The sequence below is a fragment of the Pseudomonas sp. MYb193 genome, from assembly GCF_002966775.1.
Lineage (GTDB): Bacteria > Pseudomonadota > Gammaproteobacteria > Pseudomonadales > Pseudomonadaceae > Aquipseudomonas > Aquipseudomonas paracarnis.
Genome location: NZ_CP023269.1, coordinates 421,699 through 437,558, shown reverse-complemented (window position 1 = coordinate 437,558; position 15,860 = coordinate 421,699). Strand labels below are relative to the sequence as shown.

The window sequence follows — 15,860 nt, the reverse complement described above, 5'->3', positions numbered from 1 at the left end:
GGGAGCGGGCTTGCTCGCTCCCACATTGGAAATGCGGCGTTTCTTGGATCTTCATAAAAAACGCCCAATCTTCGCAGACCGGGCGTTTTATGTGTCCCGTAAAAATCAGGACTGACTGGATGGCGTCGGGGTAACCGGCGTTGCAGTCGGGGTAGCAGCCGCATGCGTCGGCGCGGACACCGAATTGGCGGTAGAAGCGGCCGGTGCTGGTGCCGTGGCTGGCTTGGCCGCCGCGGCAGGCTTTGCGGCTGCCGGTTTTTTCGCTACCGCAGGCTTTTTGGCCGCTGCAGGCTTGGCAGCTGGTTTCGCAGCGGCGGGCTTGGCAGCAGGTTTAGCGGCAGCGGTTTTAGCCGCAGGTTTGGCAGCCGGTTTAGCCGCAGGTTTCGCGGCGGCTTTAGCGGCCACTGGCTTAGCGGCAGGCTTGCTGGCCGGTTTGGCGGCAGCAGTTTTAGCCGCTGGCTTGGCCGCAGGTTTCGCCGCGGCTTTGGCCGGCGCTTTTGCAGCAGGTTTTGCAGCCGGTTTGGCGGCGGCTTTAACCAGAGGCTTGGCGGCAGTTTTGGCGGCGGGTTTTGCAGCTGCGGTTTTAGCTGCTGGTTTGGCCGCCGGTTTTGCTGCAGGCTTGGCGGCGGCGGTCTTGGCGGGAGCCGCTTTGGCGCCGGTGAGTTTTTCGATTTGCTTGGTCAAGGTATCGACCTTGCTATGCAGCGCCTTCAACTCAGCCTTGCTCGGTACGCCCAGTCGCGAAATAGCACTGTTGAGGCGCTTGTCGAACGTTTCTTCCAACTTGCCCCAGGTATCCGAAATACTCGATTTGGCGGAACCCGCGCTCGCCTTGGCAGCGTCGACTTTTTTACCAACCGTGCTCTTGGTCAACTTCTCGGCTTTCTCGCCGTCTTTAACCAGGGTCTCGAAGAGTTTGCTGCCGTCACTGTCGATCTTCGAGTACACGCCTAAACCAGCGAGCCAGATTTTGCGGGAATATTCTTCAACTTTCCCGACCCACGAGCTGCCTTCTTTCTGAGTAGTCTTTTTAACAGCCATCCCGATGTCTCCTTAGTGTTTACGCGCGACACGTTCGAGCAATGCCGTCAGCTCTTCGAGCTTAGCAGAGAGTGTCTCCACGTCATGTTTAGACGCAATGCCGATCCGATTCAAGGCACTGGCGACACGAGTATCAAAAGCTTTTTCAACTTTATCCAGTTGAACTTCAACCAGGCCTTTGACGCCGGAGACGTTACTCTTTACTTGGTCAATCTGACTGTTGGCGGCATCAAGTTGTTCAACTACAACTTTTTTACCTTTACTTTCAACACGTTGACCGCTTCTAACGAGTTCCTTGAAGTACTCGCCGCCTTCGCTGCCGACCTTGGCATAGGCGCCAAGACCCGCCAGCCAGATCTTGCGGGCGTAGCTTTTAACCTCACTCAGGGGGGTGGTCTGAACGTCGATTTTTTTCTTCAAAATAACTTTGGCCATGGTGCACCTCACACAGAATTGGGTGGCGGACGGCCCGCAAGAGTTGAGGGCTTGGGCACAAAGTAAGGTTTAAAATTAGAATCGGCACCCTAAGCACAGCCCTATCAGGCCAGGGCCTTATCCAGGGCTTTTTCGATTTCGGACTTGATCGTGCCACTCATGGCCGACATCAACAGGCCAAGTTCCACATCAATGCGCAGCGAATCATCGGCCACCAACACTGTGCCTTTAACCCCGGAGCGCTTGAGCTTCAGGGTGTCGCCAGCCCATGAAGACTGCACGCCATATTTATCCTCGAGTTTGCGCGCCAATTGCTCAGCCTTGGCCCGCGCCTGTTCTTTTCCCAGGGTGTGTTCACGCTCAACGGTAATACGGGCCATTGCAATGACTCCTCTTTATAACGACTCAGAACACCCGCCATGCGGCAAAAGGTCTCGATGAGCGCCTATCTTACCTGCAGCCTTGCCAAGACAAAGCAGGCCTTGGGGATTATCATGTCCCGCATTCTCTTTTGGTGACAGCGATATGACTGATCAGCGCAAAGGCAGCGATGCCGAACCCACCACTCACTTCGGCTTCAAGAACGTCCCGGAAAGCCAAAAGGCGGAAAAAGTCGCTGAGGTGTTCCACTCCGTGGCGGCCAAGTACGACCTGATGAACGACGTGCTCTCCGGCGGCATGCACCGCCTGTGGAAGCGCTTCACCATCGAGTTGTCGGGCGTACGCACCGGCAACCGGGTGCTGGACATCGCCGGTGGCACCGGCGACCTGGCGGCCAAGTTCTCCAAGCTGGTTGGCCCCACCGGCCAGGTGGTATTGGCCGATATCAACGGCTCGATGCTCAAGGTTGGCCGCGACCGCCTGCTCGACAAAGGCGTGGCCGGCAATATCGAGTTCGTCCAGGCCGATGCCGAGAAGCTGCCGTTCCCAGACAACCATTTCGACTGCGTGACCATCGCGTTCGGCCTGCGTAACGTGACTCACAAGGAAGACGCGATCCGCTCGATGCTGCGCGTACTCAAGCCGGGTGGCCGCCTGCTGGTGCTGGAATTCTCCAAGCCGACCAACGCGCTGATGTCCAAGGTCTACGACACCTATTCGTTCGCCTTCATGCCACTGATGGGCAAACTGATCACCAACGACGCCGAGAGCTACCGCTACCTGGCCGAGTCGATCCGCATGCACCCGGACCAGGAAACCCTGAAGTCGATGATGGTGGAGGCCGGTTTCGACCGCGTGACCTACCACAACATGACGTCCGGCATCGTCGCCCTGCACCGCGGCATCAAGCCCTGATGCTGCTGCAAGGTCTTCTCGCCAGCGTTGAGCACGGTATCAACCGTGTACTGCGCCTGGACAGCACCGCCCTGGCGCGGCTCGCGCACCTGACCGGCAAAGTCATCGCCGTCGATTGCCGCAGCCCCGCCTTGCAGCTGTTTATCCTGCCCAGCGATGAAGGCCTGCTGCTCGCCACCCAATGGGCCGCTGAAGCCGATTGCACCTTGCGTGCGCCGGCCTCCAGCCTGTTGCACCTGGCGCTGAGCCGCAACAAGACTGCTATCCTCCACAGCCCCGAGGTGGAGCTGGAAGGCGACAGTGCGGTGCTGATGGACTTGGCCGCCGTGCTGCAAGACCTGGAGCTGGACTGGGAATATGAACTGTCGCGCTGGATTGGCCCCGTCGCCACCCAGTTGATCAGCGGGCATCTGCGCAGCCGCTCGCGCTGGTACCAGCAAGGTTTCGCCAGCCTCAGCCAGAACCTCGCCGAATACCTGAGCGAAGAATCGCGCACCCTGGTCGGGCAACGGGAAGCGCAAGCGCGCTTTCGCGAACTCGACAAGGCCAAAATCGACCTGGAACGCCTCGAGGCCCGCTTCGAGCGCTTGAGCCGTTCCCTTGATCCAAGCGATAACGCATGAAGCTGCTCGCCGTCCGCCGTTTGTTTCGTATCCAGCGCGTCGTAATCCGCTACCGTCTTGATGACCTGCTGTTTGCCCTGCCCTTGCCATGGTTCCTGCTGGCGGTGCGTTATGTGCTGCCGTGGCGCTGGTTGCCCCGCAAGCCGTCGCCGTTGAGCCGTGGCGCCAGCCTGCGCCTGGCGTTGCAGGACTTGGGGCCTATCTTCATCAAGTTCGGGCAGATTCTCTCCACCCGCCGCGACCTGTTGCCCGAAGACATCGCCGACGAGCTGATGCTGCTGCAGGACCGCGTGCCGCCGTTCGATTCGCAGCAATCGATGGCGCTGATCGAAGAACAGCTGGGCCAGAAGATCAGCGAGGTGTTCAGCCGCTTCGACGTCGAGCCACTGGCCTCGGCGTCAGTGGCGCAAGTGCACGCCGCGCAGCTCAAGACCGGCGAAGAAGTGGTGGTGAAAGTCATTCGCCCAGGCCTCAAGCCGATCATCGGCCAGGACCTGGCATGGCTGTTTATCCTCGCCCGCGCCGCCGAACGTTTCTCCGCCGATGCGCGCCTGCTGCACCCGGTGGATGTGGTCGCCGACTACGAAAAAACCATCTACGACGAACTCGACCTGCTGCGCGAAGCGGCCAATGCCAGCCAATTGCGACGCAACTTCGAAGGCTCGCAACTGCTGTATGTGCCGCAGGTGTATTGGGACTGGTGCCGGCCAAAAGTGCTGGTTATGGAGCGCATCTACGGCGTGCAGGTCACCGACCTCGCGACCCTGGCCGACCAGCGCACCGACATGAAGATGTTGGCAGAACGCGGTGTGGAGATTTTCTTCACCCAAGTGTTCCGCGACAGTTTCTTCCACGCCGACATGCACCCGGGCAACATCTTCGTCAGCACCGTCAACCCGTGGAGCCCGCAGTACATCGCCATCGACTGCGGTATCGTCGGCAGCCTCACCCCGGAAGACCAGGATTACCTGGCGCGCAACCTGTTTGCCTTCTTCAAGCGCGACTATCGCCGTGTGGCGCAGTTGCACATTGATTCGGGTTGGGTGCCAGCGGAAACCAAACTCAACGAATTCGAAGCGGCGATCCGCACCGTGTGCGAGCCGATCTTCGAAAAACCGTTAAAGGATATTTCGTTCGGCCAAGTGCTGATGCGCCTGTTCCAGACCGCGCGGCGCTTCAATATGGAAGTGCAGCCGCAACTGGTGCTGTTGCAGAAGACCCTGCTAAACATCGAAGGCCTGGGCCGCCAGCTCTACCCGGACCTCGACTTGTGGAACACCGCGCAACCCTTCCTGGAACGCTGGATGCGCGAGCGCATGAGCCCGAAAACCATGCTGGGCAACCTGCACAGCCAGTTCGAGCAACTGCCGCACCTGGCCAGCATGACCCGCGACCTGCTGGAGCGCATGTCCCAGCCCCATGCCAAGGACCCTGAGCCACCGTGGCGCAAGCGCAAGGACGACTGGTTCCTGCGCCTGCTCGGCGCCGCGCACCTGGTGGGCGGCGTGATGCTGGCGATTGGTGGGCCATTGAACCAACTAGGCCACTGGCCAGCGGGCATCATGGTCGCCGTGGGCGTTTATCTGATCGTGCGTCGATAGCCCATCCGGTTATACACTGTCGCAAATTGCCGGAGCCGAAGAACATGAAAGACTGGCTGGATGAGATCAAGTGGGACAGTGACGGCCTGGTGCCGGCCATTGCCCAGGACTACAAGACCGGGCGCGTGCTGATGATGGCCTGGATGAACCGCGAGGCCCTGAGCCTCACCGCCGCCGAGCAGCGCGCCATCTACTGGTCACGTTCGCGTGGCAAACTGTGGCGCAAGGGCGAAGAATCCGGGCACGTGCAGACCCTGCACGAGCTGCGCCTGGACTGCGATGCCGACGTGGTGATCCTCAAGGTCGAGCAGATCGGCGGCATTGCCTGCCACACTGGCCGCCACAGTTGCTTCTATCGCGTGTTCGAGAATGGCGAATGGAAGGTTGTGGAGCCGGTGCTCAAAGACCCGCACGCCATCTACCCAGCAGGACACTGAACATGAGCGATACCCTGAAACGTGTGGCCCAGGTGCTGGAAGACCGCAAAGGCGCGGATGCCGACAGCTCCTACGTCGCCAGCCTGTACCACAAGGGCCTGAACAAGATTCTGGAAAAACTCGGCGAAGAATCCGTCGAGACCATCATTGCGGCCAAGGACGCGCAAATCAGCGGTGATTACAGCGATGTAATCTATGAGACCGCAGACTTGTGGTTCCATAGCCTGGTGATGCTCGCCCAACTGGGGCAGCACCCACAGGCCGTGCTGGATGAACTGGACCGTCGCTTCGGCTTGTCCGGGCACGCCGAGAAGGCCTCGCGCCCGTCCGCCTGAATAACGTAAGACTTGAGGATTTGAAGCATGGGCATTTTTGACTGGAAACACTGGATCGTCATTCTGGTGGTGGTGGTATTGGTGTTCGGCACCAAGAAGCTCAAGAACCTGGGCACCGATGTGGGCGAGTCGATCAAGGGCTTTCGCAAAGCCATGAACGATGATGAAAAGCCGGCCGAGCCAAGCGCCAACCCGGTGCCACCGGCCCAGCCTGTTCACCCGCAGGCCACCCAGCCGATCACCGAGCGCCGTACCTTCGACGTGCAGGCTGAAAAGGTCCAAGAGCCGACCCGCAAAGACTCGTGAGCACTGACTAATGTTTGGTATCAGCTTCTCTGAACTGCTGCTCGTCGGCCTGGTGGCCCTGCTGGTACTGGGGCCAGAACGCCTGCCCGGTGCCGCACGCACCGCCGGCTTGTGGATCGGGCGCCTCAAGCGCAGTTTCAACGCGATCAAACAGGAAGTTGAACGGGAAATCGGTGCCGACGAAATCCGTCGGCAATTGCACAACGAGCACATCCTCTCGTTGGAGCAGGAAGCCCGCAAGATTCTTTCCCCGGTGCAAGAGCCGGCCAAGCCGATAACGCCGGTGGCCGAGCACAGCATCGCGCCAGCCCCTGTGGCCGACGCCGCACCGGCAGCGCCTGCCCCAACGACGCCCGCGCCGACGCCCGTCGCGTCGCCCGCACCCCATGACCCTACATTGCCGCCGCGAGCCCCATGAGCGCTGATAAACCGGAAAACGACCAGCATATGCCGCTGGTCTCGCACCTCACCGAGCTGCGTACCCGCCTGCTGCGTTGCGTGGCGGCGATCTTCATCATCTTTGCCGGGCTGTTCGCCTTTACCCAGCAGATCTACACCTTCGTCTCGACGCCCCTGCGCCAGTACCTGCCGGCCGGCGCGACGATGATCGCCACCGATGTGTCGTCGCCGTTCCTGACCCCCTTGAAGCTGACCATGATGGTCTCGCTGTTCCTGGCGATCCCGGTGATCCTGCATCAGATCTGGGGTTTTATCGCGCCGGGCCTGTACAAGCACGAGAAGCGCATCGCTGTGCCATTGCTGGTGTCGAGCATCCTGCTGTTCTACACCGGCATGGCCTTCGCCTACTTCCTGGTGTTCCCGCTGATCTTCAAGTTCTTCGCCGCCGCCACCCCGGCCGGCGTGGAAATGATGACCGATATCACCAGCTACCTCGATTTCGTGATGACGCTGTTCTTCGCCTTTGGCGTGGCGTTCGAAATTCCGGTAGCGGTAGTGTTGCTGGTGTGGATCGGCGTGGTCGACGTCAAGTACCTGAAGAAGATCCGCCCGTACGTGATCATCGGCTGCTTCGTGGTCGGCATGATCCTCACGCCACCGGACATCTTCTCCCAGACCTTGCTGGCAGTGCCGATGTGGATGCTGTTCGAAGTGGGCATCCTGTTCAGCGGCCTGATCAGCAAGCGTGGCGAACACCCGGATGACGCGCCTGCCGACGACGACCAACCGCCAGCGACCCAGCCGTGAACCTGCTGCTGCTCGAAGAGGCCGACTTTATCGCGGCCGACCGCGTAGTGCTGCGTGATCGTCGCCTGGTGCATATGCAGGAGGTTCACCGCGCCGCCGTCGGTGACACCCTGCGTGTGGGCCGCATTGGCGGGCTGATGGGCAATGCCCAACTGCTGCGCCTGGAAGCCGCTGAAGCCGAACTGCAAGTGAGCTTCGACCAACCGCCACCGAGCAAACTACCCCTGACCTTGCTGCTGGCCCTGCCCCGCCCGAAGATGCTGCGCCGGGTGCTGCAAACCGTGGCGGCCATGGGCGTGCCCAAGGTGATACTGGTCAACAGCTACCGCGTGGAAAAAAGCTTCTGGCAAACCCCGTTCCTGGAGCCGGAAGCGGTGCGCGAGCAACTGATTCTCGGCCTGGAACAAGCGCGGGACACGTTGCTGCCCGAGATCATTATCGAGAAACGCTTCAAGCCGTTTGTGGAAGATCGTCTGCCGGCCATGGCGGCTGGCACCTTGGGCCTGATCGGCCATCCGGGCGATTACCCGTCCTGCCCCCGAGCCCTCGAGGAACCGGTGACCCTCGCGATCGGCCCGGAAGGCGGCTGGATTCCCTATGAAGTGGACCTGCTGACCAAGGCCGGTTTGCAGCCGGTGCAACTGGGTGCACGTATTTTACGCGTCGAAACCGCCGTAACGGCCCTGCTCGCCCGCCTGTTCTAACCCCCCGACTGATCGTTCCCATGCTCTGCGTGGGAACGATCAAGTATCTCCGTGCGTTGCCGATAGCCTTTGAATAAGTCCAAGCCTTGTTCCAGGGGAGTTCGCAGCATGTATCGTTGGTTAGCCGAGAAGTTGGGGAATATAAGCGTGAACCGCAAGCTGAGCGTGGGCTTTGGCCTGGTGTTGCTCCTGACGCTGTTGATCACCTTTACCGGCTGGACCGGCCTGGGGGATGTGATCAGTCGCGGCGACAAGCTGGGCTTTATTTCCAGCCTCAATGGCCTGACCAAAGACCTGCGCCTGGCACGCCTGGACTTCGATATGCGCCGTGGCGAGCAAGGCACCGACGCAGTTACAAGCCTGATCACTCAGCTGGACGACGGCCTTAAAACTGCCGCGCAGTTAATCGAACAACCCAATGACAAAGCTCTCGTCGAACAGCAACAGGAAGCTTTGAGCCAATACAAAAAAGCCTTTGCTGCCATGGTCCAGGCGGGCCTCAAACGTGAGGGTGCTCGCAGCAAGCTCGGAGACACCGCCGACAATGCCGTGGCCAAAACCAACGAGATTGAAAAAAGCCTGCTGCAAGGCGACAGCGTCACCCAGTTCAACAGCGTGGTTGACCTGAGCAAGCTGATCCAACAAGCACGCTTCCAGGTACGCGGTTACACCTACAGCGGCAAGGTCGAAGCCGAGCAACCCGCCCTCGACGCTATCGACAATGGCCTGAAGAAAATCACCGAATTGCAAGGCCAACTGCCGGTTCAATACCAGGCCAACCTGCAAGAGGCCGGTGTTTCACTGCAAGCCTATCGCGCCGCCGTCAGTCAATACCGAGACTCTCAGGTGGCCAGTGCCGCAGCCCTCAAAATCATAAGTGCCCAGGGCGATATCCTGTTGGGCCATAGCGAGAAGCTCACCACCTCGCAAACCGCAGTGCGCGACCATGATGTGGCCCAGGCCAAGTACTTATTGCTACTTGCCACTGTACTGGCGGTGGCGTTCGGCCTGTTCGCGGCCTGGGCCATCACCCGCCAGATCGTCATCCCCCTGAACCAGACCCTCGAAGTCGCCGAGCGTGTGGCCTCCGGCGATCTGAGCCACAACCTGGAATCGGGCCGCCAGGACGAACTGGGTCAATTGCAGCGTGCCATGCAAAGCATGACCGTGGGCCTGCGCGAGTTGATCGGCGGGATCAGCGACGGGGTCACCCAGATCGCCAGCGCCGCTGAGCAGTTGTCGGCCGTGACCGAACAAACCAGCGCCGGGGTCAACAGCCAGAAGGTCGAGACCGACCAGGTGGCCACCGCAATGAACGAAATGGCGGCCACCGTGCAGGAAGTGGCGCGCAATGCCGAAGAGGCCTCGGAAGCCGCCGTGGCTGCCGACCAGCAAGCCCGTGAAGGCGACCAGGTGGTGGGTGAAGCCATCGCCCAGATCGAGCGCCTGGCCACCGAAGTGGGTAATTCCACGGTGGCCATGGGTGAACTCAAGCGCGAAAGTGACAAGATCGGCAGTGTGCTCGACGTGATCAAATCCGTGGCCCAGCAAACCAACCTGCTGGCCCTTAACGCCGCCATTGAAGCGGCGCGTGCCGGTGAGGCCGGGCGCGGCTTTGCCGTGGTGGCCGACGAGGTGCGCAGCCTGGCCCAGCGCACGCAGAAGTCCACTGAAGAGATCGAAGAGCTGATCGTCGGCCTGCAAAGTGGTACCCAGCAGGTGGCAACCATCATGGACAACAGCCGCGGGCTGACCGAGAGCAGTGTTGAGCTGACGCGCCGGGCCGGCCACGCGCTGGGCAATATCACCCGTACCGTCTCGACCATCCAGGCCATGAACTCACAGATCGCCACCGCCGCCGAGCAGCAAAGCGCCGTGGCTGAAGAGATCAACCGCAGCGTGCTGAATGTGCGCGACATCTCCGAGCAAACCTCGTCGGCCAGCGAAGAAACTGCGTCCTCCAGTGCCGAACTGGCGCGCCTGGGGATCTACCTGCAGACCCTCGTCGGGCGCTTCCGAGTCTGAATTACCCTACGCGGCGGCTTACCAAAGCCGCCGCAACTTGTGAAATCTCCTACACAGTTATCAGCCCTCCACGGTCCCGAATCGAATTAGCGTTTCATGTGTCGCGAAACGCTTTCTCTGATTCGGAGGTTCACCATGTTTCTTCGGCTGACCCGCGTGCTGGTCAATGCCAGCGTCCGCCTCAAGCTAGCCCTGGGTTTTGGCCAAGTGCTGATCCTCAGTTTCCTGATCGCAGCCACGGGCTGGCAAGCCTTGAGCGCCGTGCTTTACCGATCCGACAGCCTGACGGTCCTGGGCCATCTGGCTGTCGAAGCCGAGGCCATGCGCGCCGACCGCATCGTGTACCGCACGCTGATGGACAGCAACAGCCTGGACAAGATGAACCAAAGGATTGAACAGATCGACCAGTATCTGACCAGCCTTTCGAGCCGCTTGCGAGCCGCCACCGACCGACAATGGCTGGAAGAAGCGGCTCTGTTGGTGTCGGGCTCGAAAGCCGCGCTCGTACAGTTGCCACCATTGCTGGCCGCGCGCGAGCAGATCCGTCCGGCGCTCAAGAAGTCCGCCCTGCAGGCCAGTGACACCCTCGCTCAACTGGCCAGTGACTTGCCCGATCAAAATGACGAGAAGGCCCTCGACGCCATCGAGAACCTGCGCCAGGCCATGGAGCAAGCCGAAGATCGAGCGCAGAGCCCCGCCTGGGCGGCCGTTACCTTAAAGGCCTACGCCGACGCGTTCGACCAGTCGCTTGATGAACTGCAGGCCGCGCTGGCTTCCGTCACCGCGCTCCCGGTGGACTCGACGCTGCTCAAGACCGATTTGGCCAACTACCGTGAACAACTGCTAAAGCTCAAGCAAGCCCAGCTCGATACCGAAACCGTGCAAAACAGCTTCGAACAGCAACTCAACGAGCTGCGGGACAAGAGCAATCTGCTGAGCCAGAGCCAGAACGCCAGGCGCAACAACGAAGCGGACCAAACCCGTAGGTTGCTGATCAGCGTGACAGTGGCCGCCCTGGCACTGGGCACGCTGGCCGCCTGGTGGATCGCCCGGCAGATTGCGGCGCCACTGCGAGAAATTCTCGGCGCCGCCCACCGTGTTGCCGAGGGCGACCTCAGCCATGACATGGCGGTCGACCGTCGCGACGAACTCGGCCAGTTGCAGCAAAGCATTGGGCAAATGACCCGCAGCCTGCGTAGCCTGATCAGCAGTATCGGTGACAGCGCCCGGCAGATCGCCGGAGCGGCCACGCAGTTATCCACCGTCACCGAGCAGACCCGCAGCGGGCTCAACGAGCAGAAAGATGAAACCGACCAGGTGGCGACGGCAATGAATGAAATGCTCGCCACTGCCCAGGAAGTGGCGCGCCACGCCGAACGCGCCTCGGTGGCGGCCCAAGAAGCCGACCATCAGGCCGGCGCCGGTGAGCAGGTGGTCACCCAGGCCGTGGAGCAGATTGGCAACCTGGCCAGTGAAATGGCGCTGTCAGGCCGTGCGATGCTCGCGCTGCAACAGGAGAGCCAGAAGATCGCCAGTGTGCTGGACGTGATCAAGTCTGTTTCTCAGCAGACCAACCTGCTGGCCCTGAACGCCGCCATTGAAGCGGCACGTGCGGGCACTGCCGGCCAAGGCTTTGCGGTGGTCGCCGACGAAGTGCGCAGCCTGGCCCAACGCACTCAGGAATCGGCCGAGGAGATCGAAGGGCTGATCCTCGGCCTGCACAATGGCACTCAGCAGGTGGCGGACATCATGGACAGCAGCCGCAACCTGACCGACAACAGCGTCGCCCTGACCCGCGACGCCGGCGACGCCCTGAGCGCCATTGCCCGCACGGTGTCGATCATCCAGGAAATGAACCCGCAGATTGCCGCCGCAGCGGAACAGCAGAGCGCTGTGGCCGAGGAGATCAACCGCAGTGTATTGAAGGTGCGGGACGTGTCGGAACAAACCGCCGCCGCCAGCGAGGAAACGGCGGCCGCGAGTGTTCAGTTGACCAGGTTGAGCCTGGACTTGCAGACGCTGGTCGACAAATTCAAGCTTTGACCTGTGGCGAGGGAGCTTGCTCCCGCTGGGCTGCGCAGCGGCCCCAAAATCTTGGGAGCGCTTCGCACTCCAGCGCGAGCAAGCTCGCTCGCCACAGAGGCAAATATTTCTACAGGACTTGGCGCAGGAAGGCCTGGGCACGCGGGTCTTTCGGCGCATTGAAGAACTCGGCCGGGGCGGCGTCTTCCAGCAGTTTGCCGTGATCGAAAAACAACACCCGGTCTGCCACTTCCCGGGCAAAGCCCATCTCGTGGGTGACGCACACCATGGTCATGCCTTCCAGGGCCAGGGTCTTCATCACGTCGAGCACTTCACCGACCATTTCCGGGTCGAGGGCCGAGGTGGGCTCATCAAACAGCATCACCTTGGGCTCCATAGCCAGGGCTCGGGCAATGGCGACTCGCTGCTGCTGGCCGCCAGACAGGCGCGATGGAAACTCGTGGGCCTTCTGCGCAATACCGACCTTTTCCAACAGCGCCAGGGCCTTGGCCTCCCGCTCTTGCTTGCCGCGCTTGCGCACGACCTTTTGCGCCAGGCACAGGTTTTCCAGCACGGTCATGTGGGGGAACAGGTTGAAGTGCTGGAACACCATGCCGACTTCACGGCGGTAGGCATTCACGTCGGTCTTAGGGTCGGCCAGTTGCAGGCCGTCGATGCTCACCGAACCCGAATCGAACGCCTCCAACCCATTCAGGCAACGCAAGAAGGTGGACTTGCCGGAGCCCGAGGGCCCGATCACCACCAGCACCTCGCCCTTGGCCACTTGGGTGGTGACGTGATCCACCGCGCGCACCACCTGCCCACGGGTATCGAAGACTTTTACCAGATCGCGTACTTCAATCACTTTGGGCAAGCCTCCGCTCAAGCCGGCTGGCCATCTTCGACAGCGGCAGGTTGATCAGCAGGTACAAGCCCGCCACACAAAACAGGATTTCAAACGGCGAGAACGAGGTGGTGATCACTTCGCGGCCGCTCTTGAGCAACTCGGTAATCGCGATCACCGACACCAGGGACGTGTCCTTGACCAGGCTGATAAATTGCCCGGCCAGGGGCGGCAGCACACGCTTGAAGGCCTGCGGCAGTACCACGTGGCGCATCGACTGGCTGGCACTCAAGCCCAGTGAGCGCGCCGCTTCGTCCTGGCCACGGGTGATGGACTGCACGCCGGCGCGCACGATTTCTGCCACGTAGGCACCCGTGAACAACGACAGTGCGGCAATCCCGGCAAACTCCCGGGACAGGTTGAGCACCGTGCCGATAAAGAAATAGAAAATGAAGATCTGCACCAGCAGCGGCGTGCCCCGCACCAGCTCGACATAGATTGTCGACAGATCGCGCAAGGTGGGATTTTTCGACAGCCTGCACAGCCCGGTCGCCAAGCCAATCGCCAAACCCAGGATGCCGGACACCACCGACAGCCACAGCGTGGTCCACAAGCCCCACATCAATGGCCCCAGTGCCCATTGCCGGGTCACGCCGACCACATCGCCTTCAGCCACATCGTCGCCGCGCGCCACTTGCAGGCTGTTATCGGCGACTGTGAGCTTTTGCTCGACTCCGGCGTCGTTGCGCAGGGTGACTTCGGCCGTATCGCCTTTGCGCACCAACTCGACCACGGTGGAAATATCCGCGGCGCGCTGGGAGGTCTCGGCTTGATAGGCGAAGTATTGGGGGACGCGGTTCCAGCGCCATTCGTAAGACATCAACGACGTGGCGTAGTACAAGGCACCCGCCAGACCGACCAGCACGACCACCGTCAGCAGGTGCCAGGGCCATTGGGCTTTTTTCTGTTTCATTTCACTTTCCGCATAGGTGTCGCCTGATAGGCCGCCATCGCGGGCAAGCCCGCTCCCACAAGTTGATGTGTGAATACAGTCAAATGTGGGAGCTGGCTTGCCTGCGATACAGGCAACTCGGTGTCAGGCCTTATTCCATGTCCTTGAGCCACTCGGAGCTCTTGAACCACTTGTCATGGATGCGATCGTAGGTGCCGTCGTTACGGATCTGGTGCAGGAAGTTGTTAATGAAGTTGATGCTGTCGTAATCGCCTTTCTTCAAACCGAACGCCAGGGGTTCAAAGGTGAAGGGTTCTTCCAGGAACACCAGCTTGCCGTTACCGACTTTCTTCTCGGCCACCACGTTGTACGGTGCGTCGTAGACGAACGCGTCAGCCTTGCCGTTGACCACGTCGAGCACGCCTTCCTGCTCGTTGTCATAGCCGTGGTACTTGGCTTTGGAGATCAGCTTCTTGGCGACCATCTCACCGGTGGTGCCGAGTTTGGAGGTCAGGCGGTATTTCTCGTCGTTCAGGTCTTTGTAGGACTTGATGGTGCCTTCCAGTTCCTTGCGGATCAGCAACGTCTGGCCGACCACGATGAAGGGTTCGCTGAAATTCAGGCGCAGGTTGCGTTCCTGGGTCAGGGTCATGCCGCTGCCGATCATATCGAACTTGCCGGTCAGGAAGGCCGGGATGATGCCGTCGTAACCGGTGGACACCAGCTCCAGCTTGACGCCCATGGACTTGGCCATAGCCTTGAGGATGTCGACTTCGAAACCGATGATTTCACCGCGCTTGTCGGTCATTTCGAACGGCATGTAGGTGGGGTCCATGCCAACTTTCAACGTGCCGCGCTTGACCGCCTCATCAATGGCGCCGGCCTGGGCCGCAGTGGCAGCGACCAGCGCAGTGACGCCGAGCATCAGCATCGAAAGATACTTTTTCATCATCAAGACCCCTGAACGATTCTTATAAGGTTGGCGCACAAGAGGGCTGCGCCATTTCGGGGTGCGATCCTAACCCACTCGTTGTCCGCCACAAAGGTTTCACCGGTAAATGTTATCGGCGTGTGTCGGAAAACCCTGACAGCGACCCGGCCAAGCACAGGCGCAGACGCTTCAGCGCGGCCTCTCGATCAGGGATTGATGTGTAAGCAGTTATGACGATCAGTCGATCTCGGCTATCCAGGCCGTATCCCTGAACCACTTGTCATGCAGGCGATCGTAGGTGCCGTCCTGGGCGATCTGGTTGAGAAAATGGTTGATCCAATTGAGGCTGTCGTAATCGCCTTTTTTCAGGCCAAACGCCAAGGGCTCAAAGGTGAAGGGTTGCTCCAGTGCCAACAATGCACTGTTCTGTGGCCGACTCATCGCGATCAGGTTGTAGGGCGCATCATGGATAAAAGCATCGGCCTTGCCTTCAACGACCTGCCGCACGCCTTCTTCCGGGTTGGGCACACTGCTGAGCCGCGCAGATACAAGAAAGCGCTGCGCTGCGGCTTCACCGGTGGTGCCTTGGGTGGTAACCACGCGGTAACTGGCGTCGTCCAGCTCTTCAATACTGGAGACCTTCCCGGCCAGCCGTGGATGCAGCAGCACCGTCTGGCCCACCACGACAAATGAATCACTGAAGTTGAGTTTGAGGTTGCGCTCTTGAGTGACCGTCATGCCGCTGCCAATCAGATCAAACTTGTTCGTCATCAGCCCCGGCAACAGATCCGTGTAAGGCACTGCCACCAATTCAAGCTCTACGCCAAGTGCGCGGCTCATGGTATGGAGCAAGTCAATTTCAAAGCCGACGATGCGCCCCTGCTTATCGAGCATTTCGAAAGGGACGTTATTGGGGGTTGTACCGACCTTAAGCACTCCACGGCGCACAGCGTTGTCCAGCGCGCCCGCGTAAAGCAAGCCTGCGTGCCCCCCCAGGAAAAAGCCCATCAGCAATGCCAAACAATACCTTTTGATCATGAATGCCCCCGTGGCGAGTCCAATTTGGGGGGCGATCCTAACCCAGCCGCGGGCACGGCAATAC

At 60.5% G+C, this 15,860-nt stretch carries 18 protein-coding genes and 1 pseudogene; 12 read left to right on the top strand and 7 right to left on the bottom strand.

Annotation, left to right across the window (positions count from 1 at the left end; all coding sequences use genetic code 11):
* Window positions 1–105 precede the first annotated feature (105 nt).
* The 3 genes from CLM72_RS01945 to CLM72_RS01935 all read right to left on the bottom strand — a co-directional run bounded on the left by CLM72_RS01945 (window position 106) and on the right by CLM72_RS01935 (window position 1,856).
* Window positions 106–1,041, bottom strand: a complete 936-nt coding sequence (locus CLM72_RS01945) for a phasin family protein (RefSeq protein ID WP_105225472.1) — start codon at window positions 1,039–1,041, stop codon at window positions 106–108.
* Window positions 1,042–1,053: 12 nt separating this feature from the next.
* A complete protein-coding gene (locus tag CLM72_RS01940; RefSeq protein ID WP_032893974.1) occupies window positions 1,054–1,476 on the bottom strand; it encodes a phasin family protein in 423 nt (140 codons plus the stop codon).
* Between the two features lie 104 nt (window positions 1,477–1,580).
* Complete coding sequence (locus CLM72_RS01935) at window positions 1,581–1,856, bottom strand: polyhydroxyalkanoic acid system family protein (RefSeq protein WP_105225471.1); 276 nt, start codon at window positions 1,854–1,856, stop codon at window positions 1,581–1,583.
* A 145-nt stretch (window positions 1,857–2,001) separates the two neighbouring features.
* On the opposite strand from CLM72_RS01935, the gene ubiE reads away from it, so the two are divergent.
* The 12 genes and pseudogenes from ubiE (at window position 2,002) to CLM72_RS01880 (ending at window position 12,052) form a co-directional block, all read left to right on the top strand.
* Complete coding sequence (gene ubiE, locus CLM72_RS01930) at window positions 2,002–2,772, top strand: bifunctional demethylmenaquinone methyltransferase/2-methoxy-6-polyprenyl-1,4-benzoquinol methylase UbiE (RefSeq protein WP_003171186.1); 771 nt, start codon at window positions 2,002–2,004, stop codon at window positions 2,770–2,772.
* Window positions 2,772–3,395, top strand: coding sequence for an SCP2 domain-containing protein (locus CLM72_RS01925; RefSeq protein ID WP_105225470.1), 624 nt, complete (start codon window positions 2,772–2,774; stop codon window positions 3,393–3,395). The genes ubiE and CLM72_RS01925 overlap by 1 nt, the downstream gene beginning before the upstream one ends.
* Window positions 3,392–4,996, top strand: a complete 1,605-nt coding sequence (gene ubiB / locus CLM72_RS01920) for a ubiquinone biosynthesis regulatory protein kinase UbiB (RefSeq protein ID WP_105225469.1) — start codon at window positions 3,392–3,394, stop codon at window positions 4,994–4,996. Before CLM72_RS01925 ends, ubiB begins: the two co-directional genes overlap by 4 nt.
* 44 nt (window positions 4,997–5,040) lie before the next feature.
* Window positions 5,041–5,433: a phosphoribosyl-AMP cyclohydrolase gene (gene hisI, locus CLM72_RS01915; RefSeq protein ID WP_003187884.1), complete on the top strand. Its 393-nt coding sequence runs from the start codon at window positions 5,041–5,043 to the stop codon at window positions 5,431–5,433.
* Between the two features lie 2 nt (window positions 5,434–5,435).
* Entirely contained in the window at window positions 5,436–5,768 is a 333-nt protein-coding gene (locus CLM72_RS01910; RefSeq protein ID WP_105225468.1) for a phosphoribosyl-ATP diphosphatase, read from the top strand.
* 27 nt (window positions 5,769–5,795) lie between these two features.
* Window positions 5,796–6,074, top strand: coding sequence for a twin-arginine translocase TatA/TatE family subunit (locus CLM72_RS01905; RefSeq protein ID WP_003187877.1), 279 nt, complete (start codon window positions 5,796–5,798; stop codon window positions 6,072–6,074).
* 10 nt (window positions 6,075–6,084) lie between these two features.
* Window positions 6,085–6,492 (top strand): Sec-independent protein translocase protein TatB, encoded by a 408-nt coding sequence (tatB, locus tag CLM72_RS01900; RefSeq protein ID WP_105225467.1) that lies wholly within the window; start codon window positions 6,085–6,087, stop codon window positions 6,490–6,492.
* Window positions 6,489–7,280 (top strand): twin-arginine translocase subunit TatC, encoded by a 792-nt coding sequence (tatC, locus tag CLM72_RS01895; protein WP_034125559.1) that lies wholly within the window; start codon window positions 6,489–6,491, stop codon window positions 7,278–7,280. The genes tatB and tatC overlap by 4 nt, the downstream gene beginning before the upstream one ends.
* A complete protein-coding gene (locus tag CLM72_RS01890; protein ID WP_105225466.1) occupies window positions 7,277–7,984 on the top strand; it encodes a 16S rRNA (uracil(1498)-N(3))-methyltransferase in 708 nt (235 codons plus the stop codon). The genes tatC and CLM72_RS01890 overlap by 4 nt, the downstream gene beginning before the upstream one ends.
* Window positions 7,985–8,092: 108 nt before the next feature.
* Window positions 8,093–9,151 (top strand): annotated as a pseudogene (locus tag CLM72_RS29480) (methyl-accepting chemotaxis protein); the annotation flags it as partial.
* Window positions 9,137–10,009: a methyl-accepting chemotaxis protein gene (locus tag CLM72_RS29475; RefSeq protein ID WP_370694792.1), complete on the top strand. Its 873-nt coding sequence runs from the start codon at window positions 9,137–9,139 to the stop codon at window positions 10,007–10,009. The pseudogene CLM72_RS29480 and the gene CLM72_RS29475, both read left to right, overlap by 15 nt.
* A 135-nt stretch (window positions 10,010–10,144) precedes the next feature.
* The gene (locus CLM72_RS01880; RefSeq protein WP_105225464.1) at window positions 10,145–12,052 is read left to right on the top strand and encodes a methyl-accepting chemotaxis protein; all 1,908 of its coding nucleotides are present in this window, start codon (window positions 10,145–10,147) and stop codon (window positions 12,050–12,052) included.
* A 109-nt stretch (window positions 12,053–12,161) separates the two neighbouring features.
* On the opposite strand, the gene CLM72_RS01875 is transcribed toward CLM72_RS01880, so the two are convergent.
* The 4 genes from CLM72_RS01875 to CLM72_RS01860 form a co-directional block, all read right to left on the bottom strand.
* On the bottom strand, window positions 12,162–12,896 hold the full coding sequence (locus CLM72_RS01875) for an amino acid ABC transporter ATP-binding protein (RefSeq protein ID WP_105229067.1): 735 nt from the start codon (window positions 12,894–12,896) through the stop codon (window positions 12,162–12,164).
* Entirely contained in the window at window positions 12,889–13,848 is a 960-nt protein-coding gene (locus tag CLM72_RS01870) for an amino acid ABC transporter permease (RefSeq protein WP_032893984.1), read from the bottom strand. The genes CLM72_RS01875 and CLM72_RS01870 overlap by 8 nt, the downstream gene beginning before the upstream one ends.
* Before the next feature lie 130 nt (window positions 13,849–13,978).
* Window positions 13,979–14,776 (bottom strand): transporter substrate-binding domain-containing protein, encoded by a 798-nt coding sequence (locus CLM72_RS01865; RefSeq protein WP_032901820.1) that lies wholly within the window; start codon window positions 14,774–14,776, stop codon window positions 13,979–13,981.
* Between the two features lie 219 nt (window positions 14,777–14,995).
* Window positions 14,996–15,796, bottom strand: coding sequence for a transporter substrate-binding domain-containing protein (locus CLM72_RS01860; RefSeq protein ID WP_105225463.1), 801 nt, complete (start codon window positions 15,794–15,796; stop codon window positions 14,996–14,998).
* Window positions 15,797–15,860: the final 64 nt, after the last annotated feature.

Excerpts from the sequence above, each read along its gene's own strand:
- CLM72_RS29475 (WP_370694792.1), top strand. The coding sequence starts at position 9,137 with ATGCAAAGCATGACCGTGGGCCTGCGCGAGTTGATCGGCGGGATCAGC.
- tatB (WP_105225467.1), top strand. The coding sequence starts at position 6,085 with ATGTTTGGTATCAGCTTCTCTGAACTGCTGCTCGTCGGCCTGGTGGCC.
- ubiE (WP_003171186.1), top strand. The coding sequence starts at position 2,002 with ATGACTGATCAGCGCAAAGGCAGCGATGCCGAACCCACCACTCACTTC.
- CLM72_RS01945 (WP_105225472.1), bottom strand. The coding sequence starts at position 1,041 with ATGGCTGTTAAAAAGACTACTCAGAAAGAAGGCAGCTCGTGGGTCGGG.
- ubiB (WP_105225469.1), top strand. The coding sequence starts at position 3,392 with ATGAAGCTGCTCGCCGTCCGCCGTTTGTTTCGTATCCAGCGCGTCGTA.
- hisI (WP_003187884.1), top strand. The coding sequence starts at position 5,041 with ATGAAAGACTGGCTGGATGAGATCAAGTGGGACAGTGACGGCCTGGTG.
- CLM72_RS01905 (WP_003187877.1), top strand. The coding sequence starts at position 5,796 with ATGGGCATTTTTGACTGGAAACACTGGATCGTCATTCTGGTGGTGGTG.
- CLM72_RS01880 (WP_105225464.1), top strand. The coding sequence starts at position 10,145 with ATGTTTCTTCGGCTGACCCGCGTGCTGGTCAATGCCAGCGTCCGCCTC.
- CLM72_RS01870 (WP_032893984.1), bottom strand. The coding sequence starts at position 13,848 with ATGAAACAGAAAAAAGCCCAATGGCCCTGGCACCTGCTGACGGTGGTC.
- CLM72_RS01935 (WP_105225471.1), bottom strand. The coding sequence starts at position 1,856 with ATGGCCCGTATTACCGTTGAGCGTGAACACACCCTGGGAAAAGAACAG.
- CLM72_RS01865 (WP_032901820.1), bottom strand. The coding sequence starts at position 14,776 with ATGAAAAAGTATCTTTCGATGCTGATGCTCGGCGTCACTGCGCTGGTC.
- CLM72_RS01910 (WP_105225468.1), top strand. The coding sequence starts at position 5,436 with ATGAGCGATACCCTGAAACGTGTGGCCCAGGTGCTGGAAGACCGCAAA.
- CLM72_RS01940 (WP_032893974.1), bottom strand. The coding sequence starts at position 1,476 with ATGGCCAAAGTTATTTTGAAGAAAAAAATCGACGTTCAGACCACCCCC.
- tatC (WP_034125559.1), top strand. The coding sequence starts at position 6,489 with ATGAGCGCTGATAAACCGGAAAACGACCAGCATATGCCGCTGGTCTCG.
- CLM72_RS01860 (WP_105225463.1), bottom strand. The coding sequence starts at position 15,796 with ATGATCAAAAGGTATTGTTTGGCATTGCTGATGGGCTTTTTCCTGGGG.
- CLM72_RS01925 (WP_105225470.1), top strand. The coding sequence starts at position 2,772 with ATGCTGCTGCAAGGTCTTCTCGCCAGCGTTGAGCACGGTATCAACCGT.